19 protein-coding genes and 1 pseudogene are annotated in these 26,769 nt (G+C 60.2%); 10 read left to right on the forward strand and 10 right to left on the reverse strand.

Annotated elements, in window-relative coordinates; genetic code table 11:
- Positions 1-452: 452 nt before the first annotated feature.
- Positions 453-794 (reverse strand): DUF6124 family protein, encoded by a 342-nt coding sequence (locus BI292_RS25020; RefSeq protein WP_092270203.1) that lies wholly within the window; start codon positions 792-794, stop codon positions 453-455.
- Between the two features lie 129 nt (positions 795-923).
- On the opposite strand from BI292_RS25020, the gene BI292_RS25025 reads away from it, so the two are divergent.
- A complete protein-coding gene (locus BI292_RS25025; RefSeq protein ID WP_101209561.1) occupies positions 924-1,574 on the forward strand; it encodes a LexA family transcriptional regulator in 651 nt (216 codons plus the stop codon).
- Positions 1,575-1,618: 44 nt separating this feature from the next.
- Here BI292_RS25025 and BI292_RS25030 read toward each other — a convergent pair whose 3' ends face one another.
- The 4 genes from BI292_RS25030 to BI292_RS25045 form a co-directional block, all read right to left on the reverse strand.
- Positions 1,619-3,568 (reverse strand): acetyl/propionyl/methylcrotonyl-CoA carboxylase subunit alpha, encoded by a 1,950-nt coding sequence (locus BI292_RS25030; protein ID WP_101209562.1) that lies wholly within the window; start codon positions 3,566-3,568, stop codon positions 1,619-1,621.
- Positions 3,568-4,380 (reverse strand): gamma-carboxygeranoyl-CoA hydratase, encoded by an 813-nt coding sequence (locus BI292_RS25035; RefSeq protein WP_101209563.1) that lies wholly within the window; start codon positions 4,378-4,380, stop codon positions 3,568-3,570. Before BI292_RS25035 ends, BI292_RS25030 begins: the two co-directional genes overlap by 1 nt.
- 107 nt (positions 4,381-4,487) lie before the next feature.
- On the reverse strand, positions 4,488-6,095 hold the full coding sequence (locus BI292_RS25040) for a carboxyl transferase domain-containing protein (protein WP_101209564.1): 1,608 nt from the start codon (positions 6,093-6,095) through the stop codon (positions 4,488-4,490).
- 11 nt (positions 6,096-6,106) lie between these two features.
- Complete coding sequence (locus tag BI292_RS25045; RefSeq protein ID WP_092270188.1) at positions 6,107-7,270, reverse strand: isovaleryl-CoA dehydrogenase; 1,164 nt, start codon at positions 7,268-7,270, stop codon at positions 6,107-6,109.
- Between the two features lie 338 nt (positions 7,271-7,608).
- Between BI292_RS25045 and BI292_RS25050 the strand changes: the two genes are divergently transcribed.
- Positions 7,609-9,327 carry an AMP-binding protein gene (locus tag BI292_RS25050; RefSeq protein WP_101209565.1) on the forward strand — a complete coding sequence of 573 codons (1,719 nt, stop codon included), beginning with the start codon at positions 7,609-7,611 and terminating at the stop codon, positions 9,325-9,327.
- Positions 9,328-10,181: 854 nt separating this feature from the next.
- Here the strand turns inward: BI292_RS25050 and BI292_RS25055 are convergent.
- The 3 genes from BI292_RS25055 to BI292_RS25065 form a co-directional block, all read right to left on the reverse strand.
- Complete coding sequence (locus BI292_RS25055) at positions 10,182-11,081, reverse strand: hydroxymethylglutaryl-CoA lyase (RefSeq protein WP_092270182.1); 900 nt, start codon at positions 11,079-11,081, stop codon at positions 10,182-10,184.
- A gap of 140 nt (positions 11,082-11,221) precedes the next feature.
- A complete protein-coding gene (locus BI292_RS25060) occupies positions 11,222-11,623 on the reverse strand; it encodes a MerR family DNA-binding transcriptional regulator (RefSeq protein WP_101209566.1) in 402 nt (133 codons plus the stop codon).
- A gap of 188 nt (positions 11,624-11,811) precedes the next feature.
- On the reverse strand, positions 11,812-12,741 hold the full coding sequence (locus BI292_RS25065) for a LysR family transcriptional regulator (RefSeq protein ID WP_092270176.1): 930 nt from the start codon (positions 12,739-12,741) through the stop codon (positions 11,812-11,814).
- 193 nt (positions 12,742-12,934) lie between these two features.
- Between BI292_RS25065 and BI292_RS25070 the strand changes: the two genes are divergently transcribed.
- Complete coding sequence (locus BI292_RS25070) at positions 12,935-14,164, forward strand: acyl-CoA dehydrogenase (protein ID WP_092270173.1); 1,230 nt, start codon at positions 12,935-12,937, stop codon at positions 14,162-14,164.
- Between the two features lie 156 nt (positions 14,165-14,320).
- Here the strand turns inward: BI292_RS25070 and BI292_RS25075 are convergent, their stop codons facing one another.
- Together BI292_RS25075 and xthA are read right to left on the reverse strand one after the other, a co-directional pair.
- Entirely contained in the window at positions 14,321-15,661 is a 1,341-nt protein-coding gene (locus BI292_RS25075; RefSeq protein WP_101209567.1) for a substrate-binding domain-containing protein, read from the reverse strand.
- A gap of 192 nt (positions 15,662-15,853) precedes the next feature.
- A complete protein-coding gene (gene xthA / locus BI292_RS25085; protein ID WP_092270166.1) occupies positions 15,854-16,666 on the reverse strand; it encodes an exodeoxyribonuclease III in 813 nt (270 codons plus the stop codon).
- Positions 16,667-16,959: 293 nt separating this feature from the next.
- On the opposite strand from xthA, the gene BI292_RS25090 reads away from it, so the two are divergent.
- The 7 genes and pseudogenes from BI292_RS25090 to BI292_RS25120 all read left to right on the forward strand — a co-directional run.
- Positions 16,960-17,610, forward strand: a complete 651-nt coding sequence (locus BI292_RS25090; protein ID WP_101209568.1) for an N-acetyltransferase — start codon at positions 16,960-16,962, stop codon at positions 17,608-17,610.
- A 65-nt stretch (positions 17,611-17,675) separates the two neighbouring features.
- A complete protein-coding gene (locus BI292_RS25095; RefSeq protein ID WP_101209569.1) occupies positions 17,676-19,403 on the forward strand; it encodes an autotransporter assembly complex family protein in 1,728 nt (575 codons plus the stop codon).
- Positions 19,400-23,068, forward strand: coding sequence for a translocation/assembly module TamB domain-containing protein (locus BI292_RS25100; protein WP_101209570.1), 3,669 nt, complete (start codon positions 19,400-19,402; stop codon positions 23,066-23,068). The genes BI292_RS25095 and BI292_RS25100 overlap by 4 nt, the downstream gene beginning before the upstream one ends.
- Positions 23,069-23,324: 256 nt before the next feature.
- Positions 23,325-23,798, forward strand: coding sequence for a MarR family winged helix-turn-helix transcriptional regulator (locus tag BI292_RS25105; protein ID WP_101209571.1), 474 nt, complete (start codon positions 23,325-23,327; stop codon positions 23,796-23,798).
- Positions 23,795-25,264, forward strand: a complete 1,470-nt coding sequence (locus BI292_RS25110; RefSeq protein ID WP_101209572.1) for an efflux transporter outer membrane subunit — start codon at positions 23,795-23,797, stop codon at positions 25,262-25,264. Before BI292_RS25105 ends, BI292_RS25110 begins: the two co-directional genes overlap by 4 nt.
- Before the next feature lie 15 nt (positions 25,265-25,279).
- Entirely contained in the window at positions 25,280-26,482 is a 1,203-nt protein-coding gene (locus tag BI292_RS25115; RefSeq protein WP_101209573.1) for an HlyD family efflux transporter periplasmic adaptor subunit, read from the forward strand.
- 100 nt (positions 26,483-26,582) lie between these two features.
- Positions 26,583-26,769 (forward strand): annotated as a pseudogene (locus BI292_RS25120) (MFS transporter); the annotation flags it as partial.

Here is a 26,769-nt window from a genome sequence, read left to right on the forward strand (position 1 = left end):
CTACTTTACACGCAAGGAGGGGGGGAATCGGCGGAAAAATTGGGGGTGGAGGGGGGGCGTCCTCCATGACGCGCAGGCAGCTTAGAGAGTGTGCGATTGATTCTCAAGTGCTAATTGGGATTAGTTTGGCCCAATGCCGGCGGGGTTCTCTTGCCAACGGACATTCTTTTGATATGATGCCGGCCATCGAATTAGCAGCACCTACAGTCTTCATTAGCCTGAAGCCAAAGCCAGAATAACTGGCAAAAAAAAGACCCGGCAAAAAGCCGGGTCAAAAACCGTGATTAGCCTGATGAGGAGATAGTCCAGGAGACCGACCTAAGGTCCTCTGGTCCATCGACTGATCTCGCGACCAGCTGCATGCAATAATAATCATTCTCGTTTGCAAGTCAAATCATTTTATCTGCGCGATTGGAAAACTCTTTCCTGTCCTCCGTCAAACCTCGTGTTCTTCAATCTTCCTGATCGCCATCCAGCGAGCGGTCGACCATGGCCTGCGCCATATCAATCATGTGCACCACTGAAAACGCCAACGCGCGATGCGAGCCTTGCAGGTTGTCTGCCGATTCCTGCGCGGTGGCAGCGGCACAGCGCAGCAGGTCCGAGGCGTGCACCAAGGCCTCCTCGCAGCTGACATTGCGATTGACGTCGAAGAAACGCGACTGGATTACCACCTCTGAAACAGCTGGTTTCAAGTAATAATCCAACGCTCGTTGCGCGGCGGCGCAGCCTTTTGGCGAGGTGAATGTGGTGTCGATTTGCTGCTCTGGCGTGTCCTGGCTGGGGATTGTCATGATGCTGGTGAACTCCGTGATAGATTCAGATCCGTGATTCCATCTTAATACGTGCTGTATTTGTGACGAATATTTAAATACTACAACTTGTGTTTTGCGGGTCGGAGAGCCCCACGTATCGTGCCGCACATGGATAAATGGATTGAATTGGTCAAGGCCAAAATGAGTGAACTCAAAATCACTCAAGAGATACTCGCAGAGCGCCTCGGGATGTCCCAGGGCGGCGTCGGCCACTGGCTCAACAAACGTCGCGACCCTGGCGTCGAGAACATGAACCGCGTGTTGAAAGCGCTGGGCATGGACTTTCTCGAAGTAGCGCTGGTGATCCGCGAACGCGTGGAATCGGAAGAGGACGAGATGCCGCTGGCGCTCAAATACAACCCATACTTCCGCTACCCGGTCAGCGACTGGCGGGAGCCGGCGCAATTGCGCGACGGTGAACTGACGGTGTATCGCAAGAACGAGCGCTACGAGCTCACCGACTATCACGCGCAGGGCCCGGCGTTCTGGCTCTCGGTAGTCGGTGACGCGATGACCGCGCCCAGTGGTTTCAGTGTTGCCGAAGGGATGATGATTCTGGTCGACCCGGCCATCGTTCCGGAGCCCGGCAAACTGGTGATCGCGCAGTGGCCGGACACCGACGAGGCGACCTTTCGCAAACTGATGGAAGAGGGCGGCCAGCGTTACCTGGTCCCGCTCAATCCCACCTACCCGAAAGCCTTGTTTACCGAGGATTGCCGAATTATCGGCGTAGTGGTTCAGGCAACCGCAAAATTCTGATCAGATCGGTCCGCGCAAGGTGATGCGCAGGACCGATCTCCATTTCACCCTTCTTCCAGCTCGACCAATGCGCTGCCTTCGCTGACCATCTCGCCTTCCTGGCAATACAACGCCTTGATCACCCCGGCATGTGGCGCACGAATGCTGTGCTCCATTTTCATCGCTTCGAGCACCACCAATTGCGCCCCGGCTTCGACCGTTTGCCCGGCCTCGACCAACACCCGGACAATGCTGCCGTTCATTGGCGCGGTCAGACCGCCCTGATGGCTGTGGCTGGATTCAACCGCTGCGATCGGATCGTAAGCCTCTACCCGACGCAATTCGCCTTGCCATTGCAGATACAAACTGTCGCCGCGGCGGATCGCCCGATGCTGGCGACGCACGCCGTTATCGTCGATCAGCAACTGTTCGCCGCTGATCTGTGCGTTGCTCACCTCGTCCAGAGTCAACGCGCGATCCTGACCTTCGCAACTCAAATGCACGCTGATTTCTTTCGGCAGTCCTGAGCGAAAACCACTGTTGATCGCCCACGGCGAACCCGGATCGTCGCTGCGCGTCAGCGATGGCTGACCTTGCGCGAACGCTTGTGCCGCCGCTTGCCAGAATGGGTCGCTGAGCTCGGCGGGCGCCGGCAGCAATTGCTCCTGATAACGCGGGATAAACCCGGTATCCAGCTCTGCCGCAGCAAACGCCGGATGAGCGATGATCCGCCGCAGGAAGTTGATGTTGGTCCTCAGCCCGCCAATCGCAAACTCATCGAGCATGCTCAACAAGCGCAGGCGCGCCTGTTCACGGTCCTCGCCCCACGCGATCAGTTTGCCGAGCATCGGGTCATAGAACGGCGAAATCTCGTCACCTTCCTCAACCCCGCTGTCCACCCGGCGCCCCGGCCCAGCGGCCGACTCGCGGTACAACTCCAGCCGTCCGGTCGCCGGTAAAAAGTCATTGCCCGGATCTTCGGCGTACAGCCGCACTTCGATGGCATGCCCGATCAGCGGCACTTCAGCCTGGGTCATCGGCAACGCTTCACCGCGCGCCACGCGAATCTGCCACGCCACCAGATCGAGGCCGGTGATTGCTTCGGTCACCGGGTGCTCGACTTGCAGGCGCGTGTTCATTTCCATGAAGAAGAACTCGCCGCGCGAATCCAGCAAGAACTCGACGGTGCCGGCGCCGACGTAACCAATCGCCTGCGCCGAACGCACCGCCGCTTCGCCCATCGCCCGCCGCAATTCCGCGCTCAAGCCTGGCGCCGGTGCTTCTTCGACGACTTTCTGATGGCGGCGCTGGATTGAGCAATCGCGTTCATTCAGGTACAGGCAGTGGCCGTGTTGGTCGGCAAACACCTGAATTTCGACGTGGCGCGGCTTGAGCAGATACTTCTCGACCAACATTCGCGAATCGCCAAATGACGATTTCGCTTCACGTTGCGCCGAGGCCAGGGCTTCGGCCAGTTGGCTGACGTCCTCGACCACTTTCATGCCTTTGCCGCCGCCGCCCGCCGTGGCTTTGAGCAACACCGGATAACCGATGCGCTCGCAGGCGTCGCGGAAGGTGTCGAGGTCCTGAGCTTCGCCGTGATAGCCCGGCACCAGTGGCACGCCGGCCGTTTCCATCAAGGCTTTGGCCGCGGATTTGCTGCCCATGGCGTCGATGGCCGAGGCGGGCGGGCCGAGGAAAATCAGCCCGGCGGCTTCGATGGCGCGGGCAAATTCGGCGTTTTCCGAGAGAAAGCCGTAACCCGGATGAATCGCCTGAGCGCCACTGGCCTTGGCCGCAGAGATCAGTTTATCGATCTGCAAATAGCTCTCGGCAGCCTTGCTGCCGCCGAGGTCGACGCGGATATCCGCCTCGCGGCTGTGCCGGGCGTCGCGGTCGGTGGCGCTGTGCACGGCAACGGTGGTCAGGCCCAGGGCTTTGGCAGTGCGCATCACGCGGCAGGCAATTTCGCCGCGGTTGGCCACCAGCAGGGTGGTGAGAACAGGTGCGCTCATCAACGCGGCTCCTTGGTGGATTCGGCTTGCCAGTTCGGCGGACGTTTTTGCAGAAAGGCGCGCAGACCTTCCTGACCTTCAGGGCTGACCCGAATCCGCGCGATCGCGTTTTCGGTGTAGCGGCGCAGCGCCGGCGTCAGCGCACCGTGGCCGACTTCGCGCAGTAAATCCTTGCTCGTGCGCATTGCCGCCGGGCTGTTGAGCAGCAGGTTGTCGATCCATTGCTCGACCTTCTGGTCCAGTTCGGCGAGCGGATAACTCTCTGCCAGCAAACCGATTTCCCGCGCCCGTTGCCCGCCGAAACGTTCAGCGGTCAGCGCATAACGCCGCGCCGCACGCTCGCCGATGGCTTGTACGACGAACGGGCTGATCACCGCTGGCGCCAAGCCAATGCGCACTTCCGACAGGCAGAACTGCGCGTCATCGGCGCCAATCGCCATGTCGCAGCAACTGATCAAGCCCAGCGCGCCGCCATAGGCCGCGCCTTGCACCACGGCCAGCGTGGGGATTTTCAGTTTGGCGAGGTTGTACATCAGCTCCGCGAGTTCGCGCGCGTCGTCGAGGTTGGTGTGGTAATCGAGCTCGGCCGATTGCTGCATCCAGGCCAGGTCGGCGCCAGCGCTGAAATGCTTGCCGCGTCCGCGAACCAGCAGGAAACGCAGGCTCGCATCGCCGCCAACCTTGTCCAGCGCGAGGATCAGTTCGCGGATCATTTCGGCGTTGAAGGCGTTGTTCTTTTCTTCACGGCTGAGCCACAGGGTGGCGAAACCCCGTGGGTCGGTCAGCAGTTCGAGGGTGTTGAAGTCGCTCATTTTTATCCGTCTCCACAACTCATCTCATTTGTGGGATTGCTTGCGCTGCGATTGCCTTGCAATCGACGGGGGCAAGCCCCCTCGCCACACAAGCCTGCTCCCACAAATCACATCCGGAACACGCCGAAGCGGCTCGGTTCGATTGGCGCGTTCAGCGACGCGGACAAGGCCAGCGCCAGCACGTCGCGGGTCTGCGCCGGGTCAATGACGCCGTCGTCCCACAAGCGCGCGCTGGAATAATACGGATGGCCTTGCTCTTCATATTGGTCGAGGATCGGCTGTTTGATCTGCGCCTCCTGCTCGGCGCTGAACGCCTGGCCACTGCGTTCGGCCTGCTCGCGTTTGACCTGCACCAGCACGCCCGCCGCTTGCTCGGCGCCCATCACGCCGATCCGCGCGTTCGGCCACATCCACAGGAACCGTGGATCGTAGGCGCGGCCGCACATGCCGTAGTTACCGGCGCCGAAGCTGCCGCCGATGATCACGGTGAATTTCGGCACTTTGGCGCAGGCCACGGCGGTCACCAGTTTGGCGCCGTGCTTGGCAATGCCGCCGGCCTCGTATTTCTGCCCGACCATGAACCCGGTGATGTTCTGCAAAAACAGCAGCGGAATTCCGCGCTGGCAGGCCAGTTCAATGAAGTGCGCGCCTTTTTGCGCGGCTTCGGCGAAGAGGATGCCGTTGTTGGCGAGGATCGCGATCGGGTAACCGTGCAGGTGGGAAAAGCCGCAGACCAACGTGGTCCCGAACAGCGCTTTGAATTCGTCGAACACCGAACCGTCGACCAGTCGCGCGATGACTTCGCGCACGTCGAATGGCTGTTTGGCGTCGGCCGAAACCACGCCATACAACTCATCGCTGGCGTACAGCGGTGCAATCGGCGTGCGTTGCTGCAGCTCGCCGAGCTTGCGCCAGTTGAGGTTGGCGACACTGCGGCGGGCGATGGCCAAGGCGTGTTCATCGCTGTCGGCGTAGTGGTCGGCGACCCCGGAAATCTTGCAATGCACATCGGCGCCGCCAAGATCCTCGGCGCTGACCACTTCGCCGGTCGCGGCTTTTACCAGCGGCGGGCCGGCGAGGAAAATCGTCGCTTGCTGGCGCACCATGATCGCTTCGTCGGCCATTGCCGGCACATAAGCGCCGCCAGCGGTGCACGAGCCCATGACCACGGCAATCTGCGGAATGCCCATGGCGCTCATGTTGGCCTGGTTGAAAAAGATCCGGCCGAAGTGCTCGCGGTCCGGGAACACTTCATCCTGACGCGGCAAATTGGCGCCGCCGGAATCCACCAGATAGATGCACGGCAGGCGGTTTTGCTGGGCGATGGTCTGGGCGCGCAGGTGTTTTTTCACGGTCAACGGATAGTACGAGCCACCTTTTACCGTCGCATCGTTGGCGACGATCATGCATTCGACGCCTTCGACGCGGCCGATTCCGGCAATCACGCCCGCCGCCGGAACCTCTTCGCCATACACTTCGTAGGCCGCCAGTTGGCTGATTTCGAGGAACGGCGAACCCGGATCGAGCAGCCGGTTGATGCGCTCACGCGGCAGCAATTTGCCGCGCGAGGTGTGCCGTTCTTGCGCCTTCGGGCCACCACCTTGCTGCACTTGGGCGAGCAGGGTGTGCAGGGCGTCGACCTGTTTGAGCATCGTCGCGCTGTTGGCCGCAAACTCCGCTGAACGCGGGTTGAGCTGGGTATGCAGGATAGCCATGGACAGCTCCGTTAGCGGGTTTCGTTGAACAGTTCGCGACCGATCAGCATGCGACGGATCTCACTGGTGCCGGCGCCGATTTCGTACAGCTTGGCGTCGCGCAACAAACGTCCGGCGGGGAATTCGTTGATGTAGCCGTTGCCGCCGAGAATCTGGATCGCGTCGAGGGCCATTTGCGTGGCGCGTTCGGCGCTGTAGAGGATCACCCCTGCGGCGTCTTTGCGCGTGGTTTCGCCACGTTCGCAGGCTTGCGCGACCGCATACAGGTAGGCGCGGCTGGCGTTGAGTTGGGTGTACATGTCGGCGACTTTGCCCTGGATCAGCTGGAATTCGCCGATGCTTTGGCCGAACTGTTTGCGGTCGTGGATGTACGGCACGATCAGGTCCATGCATGCCTGCATGATCCCGGTCGGGCCGCCGGAGAGCACGACGCGCTCGTAATCGAGGCCGCTCATCAGCACTTTCACGCCGCCATTGAGCACGCCGAGGATGTTTTCTTCCGGCACTTCGACGTCGTCGAAAAACAGTTCGCAAGTGTTCGAACCACGCATGCCGAGCTTGTCGAATTTGTTGCTGCGGCTGAAGCCCGGCGAATCGCGTTCGACGATGAAAGCAGTGATGCCGTGCGGGCCTTTTTCCAGGTCAGTCTTGGCGTAGATCACGTAGGTGTTGGCGTCGGGGCCGTTGGTGATCCAGGTTTTGCTGCCGTTGAGCACGTATTTATCGCCGCGTTTGTCGGCGCGCAGCTTCATCGAAACCACATCGGAACCGGCGTTCGGCTCGCTCATGGCGAGGGCGCCGACGTGTTCGCCGCTGATCAGCTTGGGCAGGTATTTGGTTTTCTGCTCGTGGTTACCATTGCGGTTGATCTGATTGACGCAGAGGTTGGAATGCGCGCCGTAGGACAGCGCCACCGAGGCCGAACCCCGGCTGATTTCTTCCATGATCACCACGTGCGCCAGGTAACCCAGGCCAGCGCCGCCGTACTCTTCCGGGACGGTGACGCCGAGCAGGCCCATGTCCCCGAATTTACGCCACAGGTCAGCGGGAAACAGGTTGTCGATGTCGATCTGCGCCGCACGCGGAGCGATCTCCTTGGCAACGAAGGACTGAACCTGATCGCGCAGCATGTCGATGGTTTCACCGAGGGCGAAGTTCAGGGATGGGTAGCTCATGGGTCACCTTTTGGCTTTTTTGTCGGTTGGGGAGGGCAGTGAATCGGCTCTCACCTTTACGTTAACGTAAGCCTGCGGCAGATGACTGTCAATCATCCTTTACGTTAACGTCAACTTGAGCGAGAGTAGGGCCGTTCAAGATTGAAAAGCGGACCATCCCTGTGGGATCTGTGGCGAGGGGGCTTGCCCCCGTTTGAGTGCGTGGCACTCACAAAATCTTTGGTGCATCGGAAATTTTGGGGCTGCTTCGCATCCCAACGGGGGCAAGCCCCCTCGCCACAAATGCAGTCCCGCAAGTGACCGTCGGCAACCCATCAATAAAGACAATAGGGGTCGTCATGGATCAACCCAGAGCAAACCCGCAGCGCAGCGTCATTCCCAGCACGGCCCGCAGCTACACGCGTGGTTCTCAGGAAAAAGCCTTGCTGGCGATGACCATCGGCGAGGCCTTCGACAACACCGTCGGGCAGTTCCCGGACGGAGAAGCGCTGGTCGTGCGGCATCAACAGTTGCGCTACACCTGGCAGCAATTGGCCGATACCGTCGACCTGCACGCGAGGGCGCTGCTGGCGCTGGGCCTGCAGGCCGGCGACCGCCTCGGGATCTGGGCGCCGAATTGCGCGCAATGGTGCATCAGCCAGTTCGCCAGCGCGAAGCTCGGGGTGATCCTGGTCAACATCAACCCGGCCTACCGCAGTTCCGAACTCGAATACGTGTTGAAACAATCCGGCTGCCAATGGCTGGTCTGCGCCGGGGCGTTCAAGACCTCCGACTATCACGCGATGTTGCAAGGCCTGGTGCCCGAATTGGCGGAGCAATCCATCGGTCAATTGCACAGCGAACGCCTGCCGGAGTTGCGCGGCGTCATCAGCCTCGACGCTCGCCCGCCCTTGGGTTTTCTGCCGTGGACGCAACTGGCCGATCTCGCCGCCAGCGTCACTGCCGAACATCTCGATGAGCGCCAGAGGAGTCTGCATTTCGATCAACCGGTGAATATCCAGTACACCTCCGGCACCACCGGTTTCCCCAAAGGCGCGACCCTCAGTCACTACAACATTCTCAATAACGGTTACATGGTCGGCGAAAGCCTGGGCCTGACTGCTGCTGATCGGCTGGTCATTCCGGTGCCGCTCTATCACTGCTTCGGCATGGTCATGGGCAATCTCGGCTGCATCACCCACGGCAGCACAATGATTTACCCCAGCGATGCCTTTGATCCTTTATTGACCCTGAGCACCGTGGCCGAAGAAAAAGCCACCGCGCTGTACGGCGTGCCGACCATGTTCATCGCCATGCTCGATCAGCCGCAACGCAGCGAATTCGACCTGTCGACCCTGCGCACCGGGATCATGGCCGGGGCGACGTGCCCGATTGAAGTGATGCGCCGGGTCATCAAGGAAATGCACATGAGCGAAGTGCAGATTGCCTACGGCATGACGGAAACCAGTCCGGTGTCACTACAGACCGGTCCTGCCGACGAACTGGAATTGCGCGTGACCACGGTCGGCCGTACTCAGCCGCAACTGGAAAACAAGATCATCGACGAGGCCGGCAACCTGGTGCCGCGCGGCACCATCGGCGAGCTGTGCACGCGCGGTTACAGCGTGATGCTCGGTTACTGGAACAATCCGCACGGCACGGCGGAAGCCATCGATGAGGCCGGCTGGATGCACACTGGCGATCTGGCGAGCATGAATGACGAGGGTTACGTGTGCATCGCCGGACGCAACAAAGACATGATCATCCGTGGCGGGGAAAACGTTTATCCGCGGGAGCTGGAGGAGTTTTTCTTCACGCATCCGGCGGTGGCGGACGTGCAGGTGATCGGCATTCCGTGTTCGCGTTACGGCGAGGAGATTGTCGCGTGGGTCAAGTTTCATCCCGGCCACAGCGCTACCGATGAAGAGTTGAAAACCTGGTGCAAGTCACGCATCGCGCACTTCAAGACGCCGCGCTACTTCAAGTTCGTCGAGGAATTCCCGATGACAGTGACCGGCAAGATCCAGAAATTCCGCATGCGCGAGATCAGTATCGAGGAGCTCAAAGCGATACCGTAGGAGCAAGGCTTGCCCGCGATGGCGGCCTGTCATCCAGCATTGATGTTGGCCGGGCTGACGCCATCGCGAGCAAGCTTAGCTCCCACAGGGTTGGGTTAGGTGTTTTGGCAAGAGCCTGCAACTTGCTGGAGATCCTGTAGGAGCAAGGCTTGCCCGCGATGGCGGCCTGTCATCCAGCATTGATGGTGGCCGGGCTGACGCCATCGCGAGCAAGCTCGGCTCCCACAGGTTTTCTGTGGGATCGTGGCGTTGCCTTCGCGGGCAAGCCTCGCTCCTACAGAAGCAGGTGTCGTCGGTGAATCGCAGAAAGCACAAAGGGGAGCCGAGGCTCCCCTTTAATTTGTCGTTGCGCGTGCTCTTTTTTTATTATTGAGGGTCGGTCTGTTGTTGTTTTTAGCAACCGTGGCCCTTTACCGCTTTTCTTGTCGATCCCCATCCGGGATCAAGAGCAAACGTATTTTTTTGAGCGCTGATCTGCTTTTTCGCCGAGCGATCCAACCAGTTCGGGAGCTACCTGAAGGTAGTTTTATTGTTCTCTGCCCGGTTGCGGGTTACTCCGAAAAGCACCCTGAAAAGCACATCCTCTCCAAAAAAATCTGTTAGCTGCGTCTCTGCCGTGTTGTTCTTGTTATGTCAGAGTCGTTTCGTCTTATTTTTATTGGTTTGCTGCTTTTTATTCTTGTTATGCCATAGAGATAGCAGAAGCCGTGCCAACTTTAAAAATACCTTTAAAATCAACGTCTTGTGATTTATCAGGATTTTGCACTGCGTTCAAAGCTGACAATTTGTTTCCGTGTTACTCGTTTATCCCCGCACAAACGCGGTTGCGGTAACACCCGGACTCATTTGCGCGTTTACTGCGCGCTACGCGCCTTGGCCACGCGTGAACCGGTGGGGCGTCCGAGCACGCTGGAAATCTGTTGGCCCGCCAGAATCAGGGCGTCCAAGTCGATTCCTGTGTCGATGCCGAGGCCGTTGAGCAGGTACACAACGTCCTCGGTCGCAACGTTACCGCTCGCGCCTTTGGCATACGGGCAGCCGCCGAGGCCGGCGATAGAGCTGTCGAACACCGCAATGCCTTCCAGCAGGCTCGCGTAGATATTGGCCATGGCCTGGCCATAAGTGTCGTGAAAATGCCCGGCCAGTTTGTCTCGCGGCACCTCGGCTGAAACCACCTCGAACATTTTCCGCGTTGCCCCCGCGGTGCCGGTGCCGATGGTGTCGCCCAGCGAAACCTCGTAGCAGCCCATCGCGTAGAGCTCGCGGGCGACCATCGCGACCTGTTCCGGCGCGACCGCGCCTTCATATGGGCAGCCCAACACGCAGGAAACGTAACCGCGCACGCTGACGCCGTGTTGCTTGGCCGCTTGCATGATCGGCACGAACCGCGCGAGGCTTTCGCTGATCGAGCAATTGATATTGCGCTGCGAGAACGCCTCGGAAGCCGCGGCGAACACCGCGACTTCCTTGACCCCGGCGGCGATCGCGTCTTCAAACCCGCGCAGGTTCGGGGCCAGGGCGCCGTAGGTTACGCCGGGCTTGCGCTGGATCTGCGCGAAGACATCGGCGGAACCGGCCATTTGCGGCACCCATTTCGGCGAGACGAAACTGCCGACTTCTATATAGCCGAGACCGGCGGCGCTCAAGGCATCGACCAGCCGCACCTTGTCCGCGACGCTGATGGGCTGAGCTTCGTTTTGCAGACCGTCGCGAGGGCCGACTTCGACCAGGCGTACGTGGGTGGGGAGGGACATGGCGATGGACCTTTTAATGGTTCAGATAACCCTTGTAGGAGCAAAGCTTGCTCGCGATAGCGGTAGGTCATGCAACATCGATGTCGACTGACCTGACGCTATCGCGAGCAAGCTTTACTTCTACAGGGGATTTGCAGTGTTTATTGAATCGGTTGCTGGCTCTTGATCGTCTGTTCCAGCGCCTGGGTGCAGCGCTCTTGCGCGGTGTCGAGTTCGAGTTTCATCTGTTCGATGTCGAGCATCTGCTGCTCAAGCTGTTCGCGGCGTTCGGCGATTTTGCTGAGCATGGTTTGCAACTGTTTCTGATTGCCGCCGGTGGGGTCGTAGAGTTCGATCAACTCACGGCATTCGGCCAGAGAAAAACCGATGCGCTTGCCGCGCAAAATCAGCTTCAGGCTGACCTTGTCACGCGGCGAATAAATCCGCTCCTGGCCCCGGCGCTCGGGGCGGAGCAGGCCTTGCTCTTCATAAAAACGAATCGCCCGGGTGGTGATGTCGAGCTCGCGGGCGAGATCGGAAATGCTGTAAGTCTGGCTGCTCATGGGCGCGCTCGAAGAAAGTCATGGCGCTAAGCTAATGGCAGGTTGACGTTTACGTCAAGCAGCTTGGATCTTCCGGGTTCTTGCGGGCCTCATCGCGAGCAAGCTCGCTCCCACCCTGGACCGAGGTGAACGCAAATCCAAGGTGGGAGCGAGCGTGCTCGCGAAAAACGATAACGCGGTCATACGTCCTACGCCTTATCGAGCTTTTTCTCATGCGCCGTCACCTGCTGGCACAACTCAATCATCTGCTCGCGCATCCAGCGGTTGGCCGGGTCCTGATCGGTGCTTTCGTGCCAGTACAAATGGGTTTCCACCGGCGGCACATCGTTGACCGGCAGATTGAACGCCTGCAACTCATGCCGCCGGGCAAAGCGCTCCGGCACCGTCATGACCATATCGGTCTGCTGCAACACCTGTGACGCCATCAAATAATGCTGGGAACGCAGGGCGATCTTGCGCTGAATGCCCATTTTCCCCAGTGCCAGATCGACATGCCCGAGCCCGTTGCGACGGCTGGAAATGTGGATGTGGGTCAGTGACAGGTAATCGTCGAGGCTGAATTTTTCTTTGCCGGCCATGGGGTGACCCTTGCGCATCGCACACACGTAACGGTCTTCCATCAGTTTGACGTGGCGCACTTGCGGGTCAGTATTGAGCGGCGCATCCACGGCGAAGTCGAGGCGACCGGCCGCCAGTTCCTTGGTGGTTTCGCGGCGTTTCGACAGGAAGCTTTCGATGATCACTGTCGGCGCCAGGCGTCGCAGGCGCTGAAACAGCGGCGGCAGAATCACTGCTTCGGTGAGGTCGGTCATGCTGATGCGGTAGGTCTTCACCGCCTGTAACGGGTTGAAAATGCGGCTTTCCTGCACCGACACGCGCAGCAGCGAGAGGGCGTTGCGCACCGGACCGATGATGTTTTGCGCCATCGGCGTCGGCACCATGCCTTGCGCGGTACGCACGAATAACGGGTCGTTGAAGGTTTCGCGCAATCGCGCCAGGGCGTTGGAAACCGCAGGCTGGGTAATGCCGACAATTTGCCCGGCGCGCGTCAGGTTGGCTTCGGTGTAGATCGCGTCGAAGACGATAAAGAGATTGAGGTCGACCTTGCTCAGATTCATTGCGCGCTCTCTTGTTTTTCTGGCGTGTTGTCAGGGCTGGCAGTCAGGGCGATTTTGCCCTTGATAATTGGCCGATCATATATCGGTGATGAATGTTTATACACGCCGAGAATAGGCTAGGTAAATTATCAACGCTGTTCTAGCATCGATTGCATGCCCCAAACAACCTCCCTGAAAGAGAAGGTAGCTGCCCATGGATTTCGCTTATTCGCCCAAGGTGCAAGAACTGCGTGAGCGCGTGACCGCGTTCATGGACACCTACGTTTATCCCGCTGAAGCCGTGTTCGAGCGCCAGGTCGCCGAGGGCGATCGCTGGCAGCCGACGGCAATCATGGAAGAGCTGAAACTCAAGGCCAAGTCCGAAGGCTTGTGGAATTTGTTTCTGCCTGAGTCCGAACTCGGCGCCGGCCTGACCAACCTCGAATACGCGCCGCTCGCCGAAATCATGGGCCGCTCGCTGCTCGGCCCGGAGCCGTTCAACTGCTCGGCGCCAGACACCGGCAACATGGAAGTGCTGGTGCGTTACGCCAACGAAGAACAAAAACAGCGTTACCTCGAACCCTTGCTGCGCGGCGAAATCCGCTCGGCGTTCGCCATGACCGAGCCTGACGTGGCTTCTTCGGACGCCACCAACATGGCCGCCCGCGCTGTGCGTGATGGCGACGAATGGGTGATCAACGGGAAAAAATGGTGGACCTCCGGCGCGTGCGATCCGCGCTGCAAGATCCTTATTTTCATGGGCCTGAGCGATCCCGACGCGCCGCGTCATGCGCAGCACTCGATGATTCTGGTGCCGGTGGACACACCGGGGGTGAAAATCGTCCGGCCATTGCCGGTGTTCGGTTATGACGACGCGCCGCACGGTCACGCCGAAGTGCTGTTTGAAAATGTCCGGGTGCCGTACGAAAACGTCCTGTTGGGCGAAGGACGGGGCTTCGAAATTGCTCAGGGTCGCCTCGGCCCAGGGCGCATTCACCACTGCATGCGTTCAATCGGCATGGCTGAACGCGCGCTGGAATTGATGTGCAAACGCGCGGTGAGCCGTACTGCATTCGGTAAACCGTTGGCACGGCTGGGCGGGAACATCGACAAGATTGCCGACTCGCGGATGGAAATCGACATGGCGCGGCTGCTGACGTTGAAAGCCGCGTACATGATGGACACGGTGGGTAACAAGATCGCCAAAAGCGAGATCGCGCAGATCAAAGTGGTCGCACCGAATGTTGCCTTGCGGGTGATCGACCGGGCGATTCAGATTCATGGCGGCGCCGGGGTTTCCAATGATTTCCCGCTGGCCTACATGTACGCCATGCAGCGCACCCTGCGCCTGGCCGACGGCCCGGACGAAGTGCACCGCGCGGCGATCGGCAAATTCGAAATCGGCAAATACGTGCCGAAAGAAATGATGCGCAGCGGGCAGTAAAAGCGCATTGGCAGCCATCGCGAGCAAGCTCGCTCCCACAGTTGGAATGCATTCCCCTTTGAGAGCGAGCTTGTTCCTACATTTGGACTGCATTCCCCTGTGGGAGCGAGCTTGCTCGCGATGACGTCGGAAGCCTCGACGCAGTAACCTCCAGAATCAATACACCCAAACCTCAACCCGCCGATTTTTGATCCTGCCTTCATCCGCGCTGTTTGCCGCCACCGGCATCTCGGCGCCAAAACCGCGAATTTCGCGGAACACCACGCCGTTTTTCGCCAACTCCCGGCGTACCGCCATCGCCCGCAACTTCGACAGCAGATCAGCGCGCGCCGGATCGCTTTTGGCGTCGCCAAATCCCACCAGCGTCACCTCGCGATTGCGCTTGCCGTGCTGCTTTATATAGGCGAGTACCCGCGACAGGTCTTGCCGCGCCTTGTTATCCAGCGTCGCACTGCCTTCCTCAAAGCGAAAATTCACGGTCAAACGCTGCGCATGTCGACTTAACGCCTGATAACCCTCAGGCATCAGCGCGTTCGGCGTCACCGCCATCGCCTGCACGGTTTGCGCGATAAAACCGTTGGTCGCGACAATCGCCTGGCCCTGGCTGCTTTGCGCAAACGCCACCAACGCCTCGGCCCAGGGATTTTTGCCATTCGGCGGCAGATAAAAAAACAACCGCCGGGACAGCGGATAGTCCTCGGTCGCGATCAAACTGTTCAGCGGCAACATGGCTTGCGACTGACCATCGGCAATCGCCACGGCTTTGGCCTGACGCACATAAGGCAGGCCGATAAAACCGATGCCTTGCCGATCGAGGCTGACCGCGTCGGATAATTGTTCGCTGGACTCGAAACGTTGCGCCGTTTTGCTCAGCGTTTTCCCTCGGCCGCTGAGGACAATTTCCTTGAAGGTGTCGTACGTGCCCGACTGATCATCCCGCGCGTACAGATGAATTTTCCCACCGACGCCGCCGATGTCTTCCCACGTCTGGGCCTCGCCACTGAAGATCCGCGCGAGTTGTTCGGTGCTGAGCTGATTCAACGGGTTTTGCGGGTGCAGGATGATTGCCAATCCATCGATGGCAATCACTTGCTCGGCACCGGGGCTTTTCAGGTCGCCGAGGGATTTGAGCTGCGCCAATTCGTTGTCCTTGATCGGGCGCGATGAGGCCGCGAGGTCGGCCGAGGCGTTTTTCAAAGAAGTGAAACCAGTGCTCGAGCCGTGCGCCGCGACTTCGACGACTACTCGCCGACCGTCCGACGTTTGCCCGATCACCCGTTGTTCGTTGGTTGTGTCCGAGGTTTCGCGATGGACTTTGAGCAGGCCTTGTTCGCGTAGCAAGCCTTCGACCAGCGCCGGGCCGAGCGCCGCGCCGATGGTGTTGGAGCCCTGAATGCGCAGCGCCGGGCCGTTTTCGGCGATCGGCAAGACATCGGCCGCCGCCGTAAATGGCAGGCCGGCGCAGAGCAGCATCAGGAACAACACGCGCAGGGTCATGCCGGCACCTTATAGAGGACAAGGAAAGTGCCGGGAGAATAAGTCAGTAAGATTTCAGCCAGATGACAGAGAACCCTGTGGGAGCGAGCTTGCTCGCGATGACGTCAGCAGCTTCAACATAGATGTTGAATGCAAGACCGTCATCGCGAGCAAGCTCGCTCCCAGAAGGGATTTGCGTGAATTCGTGCGGGATCAGCTCAATTCAAGCCAGATCGGCGCATGGTCCGAGGGTTTTTCCATTGCGCGCAAATCGTAATCGACGCCTGCATCCTTCACGCGCGGCAACAAACCGTGCGAGGCCATGATCACGTCGATCCGCAGTCCACGCTTCGGCTCGTCTTCAAAACCACGGCTGCGGTAGTCGAACCAGCTGAAACGGTCGGCGACGTCCGGGTTCAAGTGACGGAAGCTGTCCACCAGGCCCCAGTTTTTCAGGCGGGCCATCCACTCGCGCTCTTCCGGCAGGAAGCTGCATTTTCCGGTTTTCAGCCAGCGCTTCATGTTGTCGGCGCCGATGCCGATGTCGCAGTCTTCCGGGGAAATATTCACGTCGCCCATCACCACAACCGGCTGATCATTGCTGAACTGGCTTTCCAGCAGGTGCTGCAAATCGTTGTAGAAACGCTGCTTGGCGGGGAATTTGGTTGGGTGGTCGCGGCTTTCGCCCTGCGGGAAATAGCCGTTCATGATCGTCACTGGCAGGCCATTCGCGTCTTCGAACGTGCCCCAGATAAAGCGCCGCTGCGCGTCTTCTTCATCGGTGACGAAACCTTTGTGCAGGGCAATCGGCTCCTTGCGCGAGAGCAGGGCGACGCCGTAATGGCCTTTTTGCCCGTGGAAATACACGTGGTAGCCAAGGGCCTGGACCTCTGCCAACGGGAACTGGTCGTCGTGGACCTTGGTTTCCTGCAGGCCGATGACGTCCGGTTGATGCTTTTCAATCAGCGCCGCCAGCTGATGCGGGCGAGCACGCAGCCCGTTGATGTTGAAGGAGACGATCTTCATGGTCGGCAGTCCTGGGAAAAAGGGCGATGCTAGCTGACATGTAGGAATGGGGCCAGTGTCGGGGTAGGGGGATTCGCCTTTTGCCGCAGAAGATCTGTTGGCAGAACTGGCCCCTTCGCGAGCAATCTCGCACCCTCAGGATTATCGGCTATACCATGTGGGAGCGAGCCTGCTCGCGATGGCGTCATCAGCGCTGACGCTGATTCGGATCAGCACGGAACTGTGCCAGCGCTGTAGGCTCGTAACCAGAAGAGTGCCGTCGTTTGAACGGCGCCCCGGGGAGAAATACCGATATGCCTGAAACCTCGACTGCCATTGCCGATATTCACATGCTCGACAGCGGCTATTCCCGCGAAGCGCGCTCCTTGCTGTACCAGGCTTACCGCCACGAACCGACTTTCGGTTATCTGTTCGAAGCCGAGCGCCCCGGCTATGAACAGCGGGTCCGCGCCACTGTGCGTGAACTGGTCAAGCAACATTTCCTGCAGGACTTGCCGGCCATCGGCCTGTTGGTCAACGACCGTTTGATCGGGATTGCCCTGATCGCGCCGCCGCAACGGCGCCTGGGCATCACCGAAAGTTGGGCCTGGCGCCTGCGCATGGTACTCAGCACCGGTTTCCGCTGCACTCGACGTTACCTCGAATACCACGATGCGGTGACCGCCTGCGTGCCGACCGATTCGGTCCACGTGTTGCCGTTGCTGGGGATTCATCCGCAGTTCCAGGGCCAACATTTTGGTGAGCAACTGTTACAAGCGGTGCACAACTGGTGTGCGGTCGATGAACACTCTCAGGGTGTAGTCCTCGACACCGGAAACCCTCGTTATCTCGAGTTCTACAAGCGACAGGGTTATGAGGAAATCGGCGAAGTGGCCGTAGGACCGATCCGCGAGCACGTGTTTTTTCACGCCAATCCGCAGGTCTTGCAAACAGCAACGGCATAGAGGTCGAACTTTACCGGCACAGCAGGCTCTATCACGCTCCCAAGCTCGTGATAGCATCCGCGCCTATGAAGTTTCCAGGAAGATTTACCAGTGGCGTGCTCATGCTGTTATCCAGCTGCACGGCGCTGGCGCAAAGTGAATTGGCTGTGCGGATCAAACCGTCCAACGATGAACTGAAAGCCAATATAGAGGGCTATATCGGCAGCCTCGGCGATCGTGACGAGGAAGCGTTGCTGCGCTTCAGTCGGGGTGCCGAGGAACAGGCGTGCAAGGCCGCCCAGGCCTTGGGTTATTACCAGCCGCAGATCGACAGCGAAGTGAAGGGCGGCAAGAACCCGCGCCTGACCCTGAATATCGACCCCGGCGAACCGATTCATTTGCGCAACGTCACGGTGCGCATCGACGGCGCGGCCGGCGCGCTGAAGTCCTTTCGCAAACCGCCACCGGAACTGCTCAAGCCCGGTGCGGTGCTCAATCACGGCCATTACGAAGACGCCAAGCGGCTGATCCAGAATCAGGCTTCGCGCTTCGGTTTCTTCAGTGGCCGCTTTACCAGCCAAAAACTGCTGGTCGACCCGCGCGCCGGGGTTGCCGATGTCGAACTGATCTACGACAGCGGCCCGCGTTACGCGTTGGGCAAAGTGACGTTTGAAGGCGACACGCCGTTTGACGAAGACCTGCTGCAACGCATGGTGCCGTTCAAGGAAGGTGCGCCTTACGATTCCGAACTGATCGCCGAGCTCAATCAGGCGCTGCAATCGAGCGGCTATTTCGAAGGCGTGCGCGTCGATGCGGCACCTACCGCGTCCAAGGACGACGTGATTCCGGTTGCGGTCAAACTCGACACGCGCAAGCCGCGCACCATGGGCCTCGGTCTTGGTTATTCGACCGACGTCGGCCCGCGCATCAAAGCCAACTGGACGCGCCACTGGGTCAATCCGCAAGGCCACAGTTATGGCTGGGAAGCCGAGCTGTCGGCGCCACGGCAGAACGTCGGGGTGTTTTACGACATTCCACTGGACCCGCCACTGACCGACAAATTGCGCTGGGCCGCCGGTTATCAATATGAAGAAATCGCCGACACCGATTCCCTGAGCAAGCTGCTGACCCTCGGGCCCGAGTGGCACAGCAAGCTGCCGAGCGGCTGGCAGCGAGTGATTTCGCTGAAGTGGCAACGCGAGGAATACACCCTCGGCGATGACTCGGGCCTGAGCACCTTGCTGATGCCCGGCGTCAGTTATTCGTACCTGAAAAGCGACAACCGCATCGATCCGCACAACGGTTATCGCCTGACCTTCGAAACCAAAGTCGCCAAGGAAGGGCTCGGTTCGGACACCAATCTGTTGTACGGCACCGCGCTGGTCAAAGGCTTGACCACGGTGTTCGACAAACACCGTTTGCTCGGTCGGGTGCAGGTCGGCGGCAGCGCCACCAACGGTTACAAATCCGTACCGCCGTCGCTGCGCTTCTTCGCCGGTGGCGATCAGAGTGTGCGCGGTTACGACTACCAGAGCCTGTCCCCGGAAAACTCCGACGGCGACCGCATCGGTGGCCGCTACATGATCGCCGGCAGCGTCGAGTATCAGTATTCGGTTGCCGAGAAATGGCGCGTCGCGACGTTCGTCGATCAGGGCAACTCCTTTAATACACTCGAACTGCCGAACCTCAAGACCGGCGTCGGTATAGGCGTGCGCTGGGTGTCACCGGTGGGGCCGATTCGCCTCGACCTCGCCCATGCGCTGGACGACGACGGCGGCATTCGCTTGCACTTTTCCATGGGGCCTGAGCTGTGAAGCGTGGTTTGAAAATATCCCTGGCGGTGATTGCTTCGCTGCTATTGCTGAGCGTGCTGGCCGTGGCCATTGTGCTCGGCACCGCCACGGGCAGCCGCTGGGCGCTCGGCTGGGTGCCGGGTTTGAGCGTGGACAATTTCCAGGGTCGATTGGCCGGGCAGTGGAGCGCCGATCATCTGCTGTGGCAGCAAGACACTAGCCGAGTCGAGCTGAGCAAAGTGATTTTCGCCTGGTCGCCGTTGTGCCTGACGCGCATGACCTTGTGCATCGACCAGTTGCAGGCCGATCAAGTCAGCCTGCAATTGCCGCCGGGCGCCGATGAAGAAAGCAGCGGCCCGATCAGCCTGCCGGATCTGGATTTGCCGCTGGCCATCGAGCTGGGCGACGTCAAGGTCGGCAGCCTGCTGTTCAATGGCAGCGAGGAACTCAAGGGTTTGCAACTGGCCGCGCACTGGACGACTCAGGGTTTGCAGATCGACTCGGTGCAATTGCAGCGCGACGACCTCAGCCTGAACCTGTCCGGGCTGCTCAAACCCAGCGGCAACTGGCCGCTGACCGCCGCCGGCAAGCTGACAATGGCCACGCCCGCGCCGTGGACGCTCGACCTCAAGGTTGACGGCGACTTGCTGAAAACCCTCAACTTGAAGGCCGACAGCAGCGGTTACCTCAATGGACAACTGACCGGCGAGTTGCAACCGCTGGTGGAAAACCTGCCGGCCAAGGTGCGCATCACCGCTGACGGCTTCAAACCCGCCGCTGATCTGCCCGACACGCTGCAACTCAATCAGCTGGAATTGACCGGTGTTGGCGACCTGAAAAACGGTTATCAATTGCTCGGCAAAGCCACGTTGCCGGCCGAAAAAGGCCCGGTGGCGCTGTTGTTGCAGGGCAAGGTCGACGCTAATGGCGCGCAGATCGCCGGCCTCGACCTCACGGCCAACGACAAGCAAAGTCTGAAACTCACCGGCAACCTCGACTGGAGCAAAGGCCTCACGGCTCAGGCGAAAATCGACTGGCTGGACTTCCCGTGGCATCGCCTCTATCCGCTGATCGACGAGCCGCAAGTGGCGCTACGCAGCTTTAATGGCGAAGTTTCCTACACCGATGGCAAATACCTCGGCAACTTCAAAGCCGCGCTGGATGGCCCGGCCGGGGCGTTCAGCCTGACCAGCCCATTCGCCGGCGACCTGACAAAAATCTATCTGCAGCAGCTGTCCCTTGAAGCCGGGCAGGGCAAGGCTCAAGGTCACCTGAACCTGCAATTCGCCGACGGCATTGCCTGGGACACTGCGCTGGATTTGTCGGCGCTCAACCCTGCGTACTGGATGGCGGAGTTACCGGGCACGCTGGCCGGGCCGTTGCGCAGTAAGGGCGAGATGAAAAACCAGCAGCTCAGCCTCAGCGCCGACCTCGATCTGAAAGGCAAACTGCGCGGGCAACCGGCGGTGATTCAAGCCAAGGCTGACGGCGCTGGCGAGCAGTGGAATTTGAACGCGCTGCAGATTCGCCTCGGCGACAACAGCATCAACGGCAAGGGCAGCCTGCAGCAAAAACTTGCCGGGCAGATCGACATCAAGATGCCGCGCCTCGCCCAGCTCTGGCCGCAGCTGCGCGGTCAGCTCAACGGCAGAGTCGATGTCGCTGGCACGCTCAAAGCGCCGCAGGGCAAGCTTGGCTTGCAAGGTTCGCAATTGGCATTTGCCGACAATCGCCTGCAAAGCCTCAATCTCGACGCCACGCTGGACAGCGCGCAACGGGCAAAGATTGATCTCAAGGGCAGCGGCATTCAGGCCGGCGAAACCAATCTGGGCACGCTGACCGCCAGCGGTCAGGGCGACATCAAAAAGCAGCAACTGGCCCTCGACCTGCAAGGACCGAAGCTGAAATTGGCGTTGGGCCTCGACGGCGCGCTGGATCAGGGCAACTGGCGTGGTCGCCTGGCCAGCGGCGATATTCAGGCCGGCGGTCAGGATTGGCGGCTTCAAGGGCCGGCGAAGCTTGAACGCCTGGCGGACGGCAAAATCAACTTCGGCGCGCATTGCTGGATGTCCGGTCAGGCCAGTTTGTGTGGCGAAGACCAGCGCCTGATGCCAGAGCCGAAGCTGCGTTATCACCTCAAGCAATTCCCGATCGACAGTCTTGCGCAATGGTTGCCCAAGGATTTTGCCTGGAAGGGCAAACTCAACGCCGACCTGCAGCTCGACTTGCCGGCCAGCGGCCCGAACGGCCAGATCAGCGTCGACGCCAGCGGCGGCACGTTGCGCATGAAAGACAAGGATCAGTGGCTGGACTTCCCGTACCAGACGCTGAAACTCACCAGCAAACTCACGCCCAAGCGCATCGACACCGACCTCAATTTCGTCGGCGGCAAGCTCGGTGAGTTGATGGTGCAAGCGCAGATCAACCCGCTGCCGGCGAACAAACCGTTGACCGGCTCGTTCCGCCTCAATGGCCTTGACCTGTCGGTGGCTCGGCCGTTTTTGCCGATGGTCGAGAAGATCAACGGCCGCTTGAATGGCAGCGGCACGTTGTCTGGCGGGCTGACGGCGCCGCTGGTCAACGGCAACCTGATGCTCAGCGACGGCGAAGTGTCCGGGCCGGAACTGCCAATGGAGTTGCAGGATTTAAAAGTCCAGGCATTGATTGCCGGTGAAACCGTGCAGTTGAACGGTGGCTGGAAAAGCGGCAAGAACGGGCAGGGCAGTTTGAACGGCAATATTGCCTGGGGTCAGGCGCTGGTCGTTGACCTGGCGCTGAAAGGCTCGCAATTGCCGGTGACCGTCGAGCCCTACGCCAAGCTTGAAGTGGCGCCGGACCTGAAGATTTCGATGAAGGGCGATGAGCTGGCGATTGCCGGCAAAGTGCAGGTGCCGCGCGGTGAAATCACCGTGCGCGAATTGCCGCCCTCGACGGTCAAGGTCTCGGATGACACGGTGATCGTTGGCGCGCAAACCGAAGAAGGCAAGCCACCGGTGGCGATGAAAATGGACATCGACGTGGTGGTCGGCGATGACAAACTGAGCTTCGCCGGGTTCGGCTTGACCGCGAATCTGCAAGGTCATGTGCACATCGGCGACAACATGGACACGCGCGGCGAGCTCTGGCTCAACGACGGTCGTTACCGTGCGTATGGCCAGCGCCTGACGGTGCGCCGGGCGCGGTTGCTGTTTGCCGGGCCGCTGGATCAGCCCTATCTGGACATCGAGGCGATTCGCCAGACGGATGACGTGATTGCCGGTATTCGCTTGAGCGGCAGCGCCGAGCAGCCAACCACGCAGATCTTCTCCGAACCGGCGATGAGCCAGGAGCAGGCCCTCTCTTATCTGGTGCTCGGGCGTCCGTTAAGCACCAGCGGCGAAGACAACAACATGCTCGCGCAAGCGGCCCTGGGCTTGGGCTTGATGGGCAGCGCCGGGGTCACCAGCGGTTTGGCCAAGGACTTGGGGATTCAGGATTTCCAACTCGATACCCAAGGCAGCGGCGACAACACCAGCGTGGTCGCCAGCGGCAATATCTCCGAGAAACTCAGTCTGCGTTACGGCGTCGGCGTGTTTGAGCCGGCAAGCACCATTGCCCTGCGCTACAAACTGAGCAAAAAAGTCTACGTCGAAGTCGCCAGCGGCGTCGCCAGCTCACTGGATATCTTCTACAAGCGGGATTTCTAAAGCCCGTCCGTTACAGCCCCTGCCCGATGTTCCCACGCTCTGCGTGGGAATGCCTCTTGGGACGCTCCGCGTTCCGCTCTTGAATGGTGACGCAAAGCGTTACTGGCTGCATTCCCACGCAGAGTGTGGGAACGATCAGTCACGTTGCCATTTATCCGCCAATTACAAAGCTTCCTAACTATTACGTTGACATTCGCTGCCTAGGCAGTAACATCTCGACATACATTCTCTGCCTAGGCAGCTAATTGGTGGACAGATGAAGCATTTCACCCCGGAACAATTCAAGCATTGCCATCTCGGCCTCTTGATCGGGCGCGCGGCGCTGCTCAAGGACCGGATCATTGATACGCACATGGAGCCGCACGGCATCACCGCCGCGCAGTTCAAAGTGCTGATCATCATGGCCCAGTTCGGCGTCGATACGCCGGCCGAGCTGTGCCGGCACCTGTCGCTCGACAGTGGTTCGATGACACGCATGCTTGATCGTCTGGAGCAGAAAAACTTCCTCGCCCGCCAACGCTCCGAAGCTGATCGCCGTCAGGTGCAACTGGTGCTGACCGCGCAAGGCCAGCAGTTGGCCGACCGCCTGCCGGACATCGGCGCCGACGCGATGAATGAGTTGGCCGGGGCCATCACCCCGCAAGAGTTGAGCACCCTGGAACAGATCCTGAAGAAAATTTTGGTAGCGGCGGGTGATCCCATCACGCTGCTGCGGGTAGGTGACAAATGAGCAGTAAAACCCTGCGTACCGGCCTGAGCCTGGTGCTGTCGGCGATGGTCCTGGCCGGTTGCGCCAACTACAGCGGCCTCGACACCGAAGGCCAAAGCCTCGACGCAAAAACCCTCAAGGCCGGGCAATCGCTGACCGGCGTGACCCTTTCGCCAGCGGCCTGGCCGAAAAGCAACTGGTGGAAAAGCCTCGGCGACCCTCAGCTCGACGGCTTGATCCGCGAAGCCTTGCACGACAGCCCCGACATGCAAATTGCCGCCGCCCGTGCCCATCAGGCCAGTGCCGCAGCGTATGCCGCCGATGCCGCGCGCATGCCGACGCTCGACGCCAGCGCCGGCATCAGCCGTTCACGTCTGGCCAAGGACCAGGACCCGCGGGGGCAGGGCGATGCTTACGCCACCGTGCGTAACGTCAGCGCCGGTTTCAATTACAACTTCGACCTCTGGGGCGGTCAGCGTGACGCCTGGGAAGCCGCATTGGGCGAGGCGCGTGCCGCCGAAGTCGATCGTCAGGCTGCGCAACTGACCCTGGCCGCCGACGTTGCCCGCGCCTATAGCGATCTGGGGCAGGCGCACATCGTTTATGACCTCGCCGCCGAAGACCTCAAACGCACCCGGCAAATGCTTGATCTGAGCCAGCGGCGCTTGAGTTCGGGGATCGACAGTCAGTACCAGTTCCAGCAAACCGAAAGCCTCGAAGCCAGTTCCCAGGCCAGCCTGATCGACGCTGAAAAACGTTTGAACAGCGCCAGAATCGCTTTGGCCGTGCTGCTCGGCAAAGGCCCGGACCGCGGCAACGAAATCGCCCGGCCGAAGATTCTCCAGGCCAGCGCCGTGGCATTGCCGTCGGTGCTGCCGGCCGAATTGCTCGGTCGTCGCCCGGATCTGGTCGCGGCGCGCTGGCGGGTCGAAGCGGCGAGCAAAGATATCGACGCGAGCAAAACCCAGTTCTACCCCAACCTCAACCTCAGCGCCGCTGCGGGCGCCGAGTCGCTGTTGGGCGACGCGATGTTCGGTTCGGCGAGTCGCTTTTTCAACATTGCCCCGACCCTTTCGGTGCCGATTTTCGACGGTGGGCGCCTGCGCGCCAACCTCGATGCGCGCGATGCCGACTATGACCTCGCGGTCGCGCAGTACAACAAAAGCCTGGTCAGGGCCCTCGGTGATGTCAGCGACACGATCAACCAGTTGCGCGATATCGGCCGGCAGATCGGCGCCCAGCAACACGCCACCGGGATTGCTCAGAATTCTTACAACACCGTGGTCGAGCGCTACGGATCCGGCATCGGCAATTACCTCGACGTGCTCAGCATCGAACAGCAATTGCTCCAGGCCCAGCGTCAGTTGGCCAGCCTGAATGCCGAGCAGATCGACCTGTCGATCCAACTGATGCAGGCGCTGGGCGGTGGTTTCCAGACTGAAACCTTCGCCTCGGCCAACCCAGCTCCAGCCAAGCTGAACAACTAATTCAAGGTATTTGTCATGGCCACTGCCGAAACAACCAAAGCTCCCGACAACGCGCAAGACACCAGCAACCCGCGCAAACGCAAAATCATGCTGACCGTGCTGGCGGTTCTGGTAATCCTCGCCGGCCTCGGCGTCTGGGCTTATCACGAACTCTACGGTCGCTGGAATGAAAGCACCGACGACGCCTACGTGAATGGCAACGTGGTGGAAATCACCCCGCTGGTCACCGGCACCGTGGTCAGCATCGGCGCCGACGATGGCGATCTGGTCCACGAAGGCCAGGTGCTGGTCAACTTCGACCCGAACGACGCGCAAGTCAGTTTGCAAAGTGCCCAGGCCAATCTGGCCCGCACCGTGCGCCAAGTGCGCGGCTTGTACAGCAACGTCGATGGCATGAAAGCCCAGGTCAACGCACAACACGCGAACGTGCAAAAGGCTCAGGATAACTTCAGCCGTCGGAAGAATCTCGCCGCCGGCGGGGCGATTTCCCAGGAAGAACTGTCCCACGCTCGCGACGACCTGACCTCGGCGCAAAACGCCTTGGCCAACGCCCAGCAACAACTGAAAACCACCAGCGCGCTGGTCGATGACACGGTGGTTTCGTCGCACCCGGACGTGATGTCGGCCGCCGCGCAACTGCGTCAGGCCTACCTGAACAATTCCCGCAGCACCTTGATTGCGCCGGTCACCGGTTATGTTGCCAAGCGTTCGGTGCAACTCGGTCAGCGGGTTCAGCCGGGCACGGCGCTGATGGCGGTGATTCCGCTGGATCAGTTGTGGATCGACGCCAACTTCAAGGAAACCCAACTGCGCGACATGCGCATTGGCCAACCGGTGGACATCGAGGCTGACCTGTACGGCAGCGACGTGAAGTACAGCGGCACCATCGACAGCCTCGGCGCCGGGACCGGCAGCGCGTTTGCCCTGTTGCCGGCGCAGAACGCCACCGGTAACTGGATCAAAATCGTCCAGCGGGTGCCAGTGCGGATTCACATCAACGCCGAAGAGCTGGCCAAACACCCGTTGCGCGTGGGCCTGTCGACCCAGGTTGAAGTCAACCTGCACGACCAGAGCGGCCCGGTGTTGGCGCAACAGCCGCCGCAAAAGGCTTCGTTCAGCACTAACGTCTACGACCGTCAATTGGCCGAGGCGGACGCGATGATCACGCAGTTGATCCACGACAACAGTGCGGCGGCCAGCAAGACCGCCAAGCGCTGATTCGTAACCACACCAACCCGGTGGGAGCAAAGCTTTGCTCCTGCAAGGGCAGCGGTGTCTTTAACAGACACCGCGCACACCCCGTTTCAAAGGATTCGCGATGAGCAATAACGCGTCTTTCACCCCGCCCAGCCTGCTGCTCAGTACCATCGGGCTGTCGCTGGCGACTTTCATGCAAGTGCTCGACACGACCATCGCCAACGTCGCGTTGCCGACGATTTCCGGCAACCTTGGCGTGAGTTCGGAGCAGGGCACCTGGGTGATCACTTCGTTCGCCGTCAGTAACG

The organism is Pseudomonas sp. 43NM1 (genome assembly GCF_002836905.1).
Taxonomy (GTDB): Bacteria; Pseudomonadota; Gammaproteobacteria; order Pseudomonadales; family Pseudomonadaceae; genus Aquipseudomonas; species Aquipseudomonas prosekii.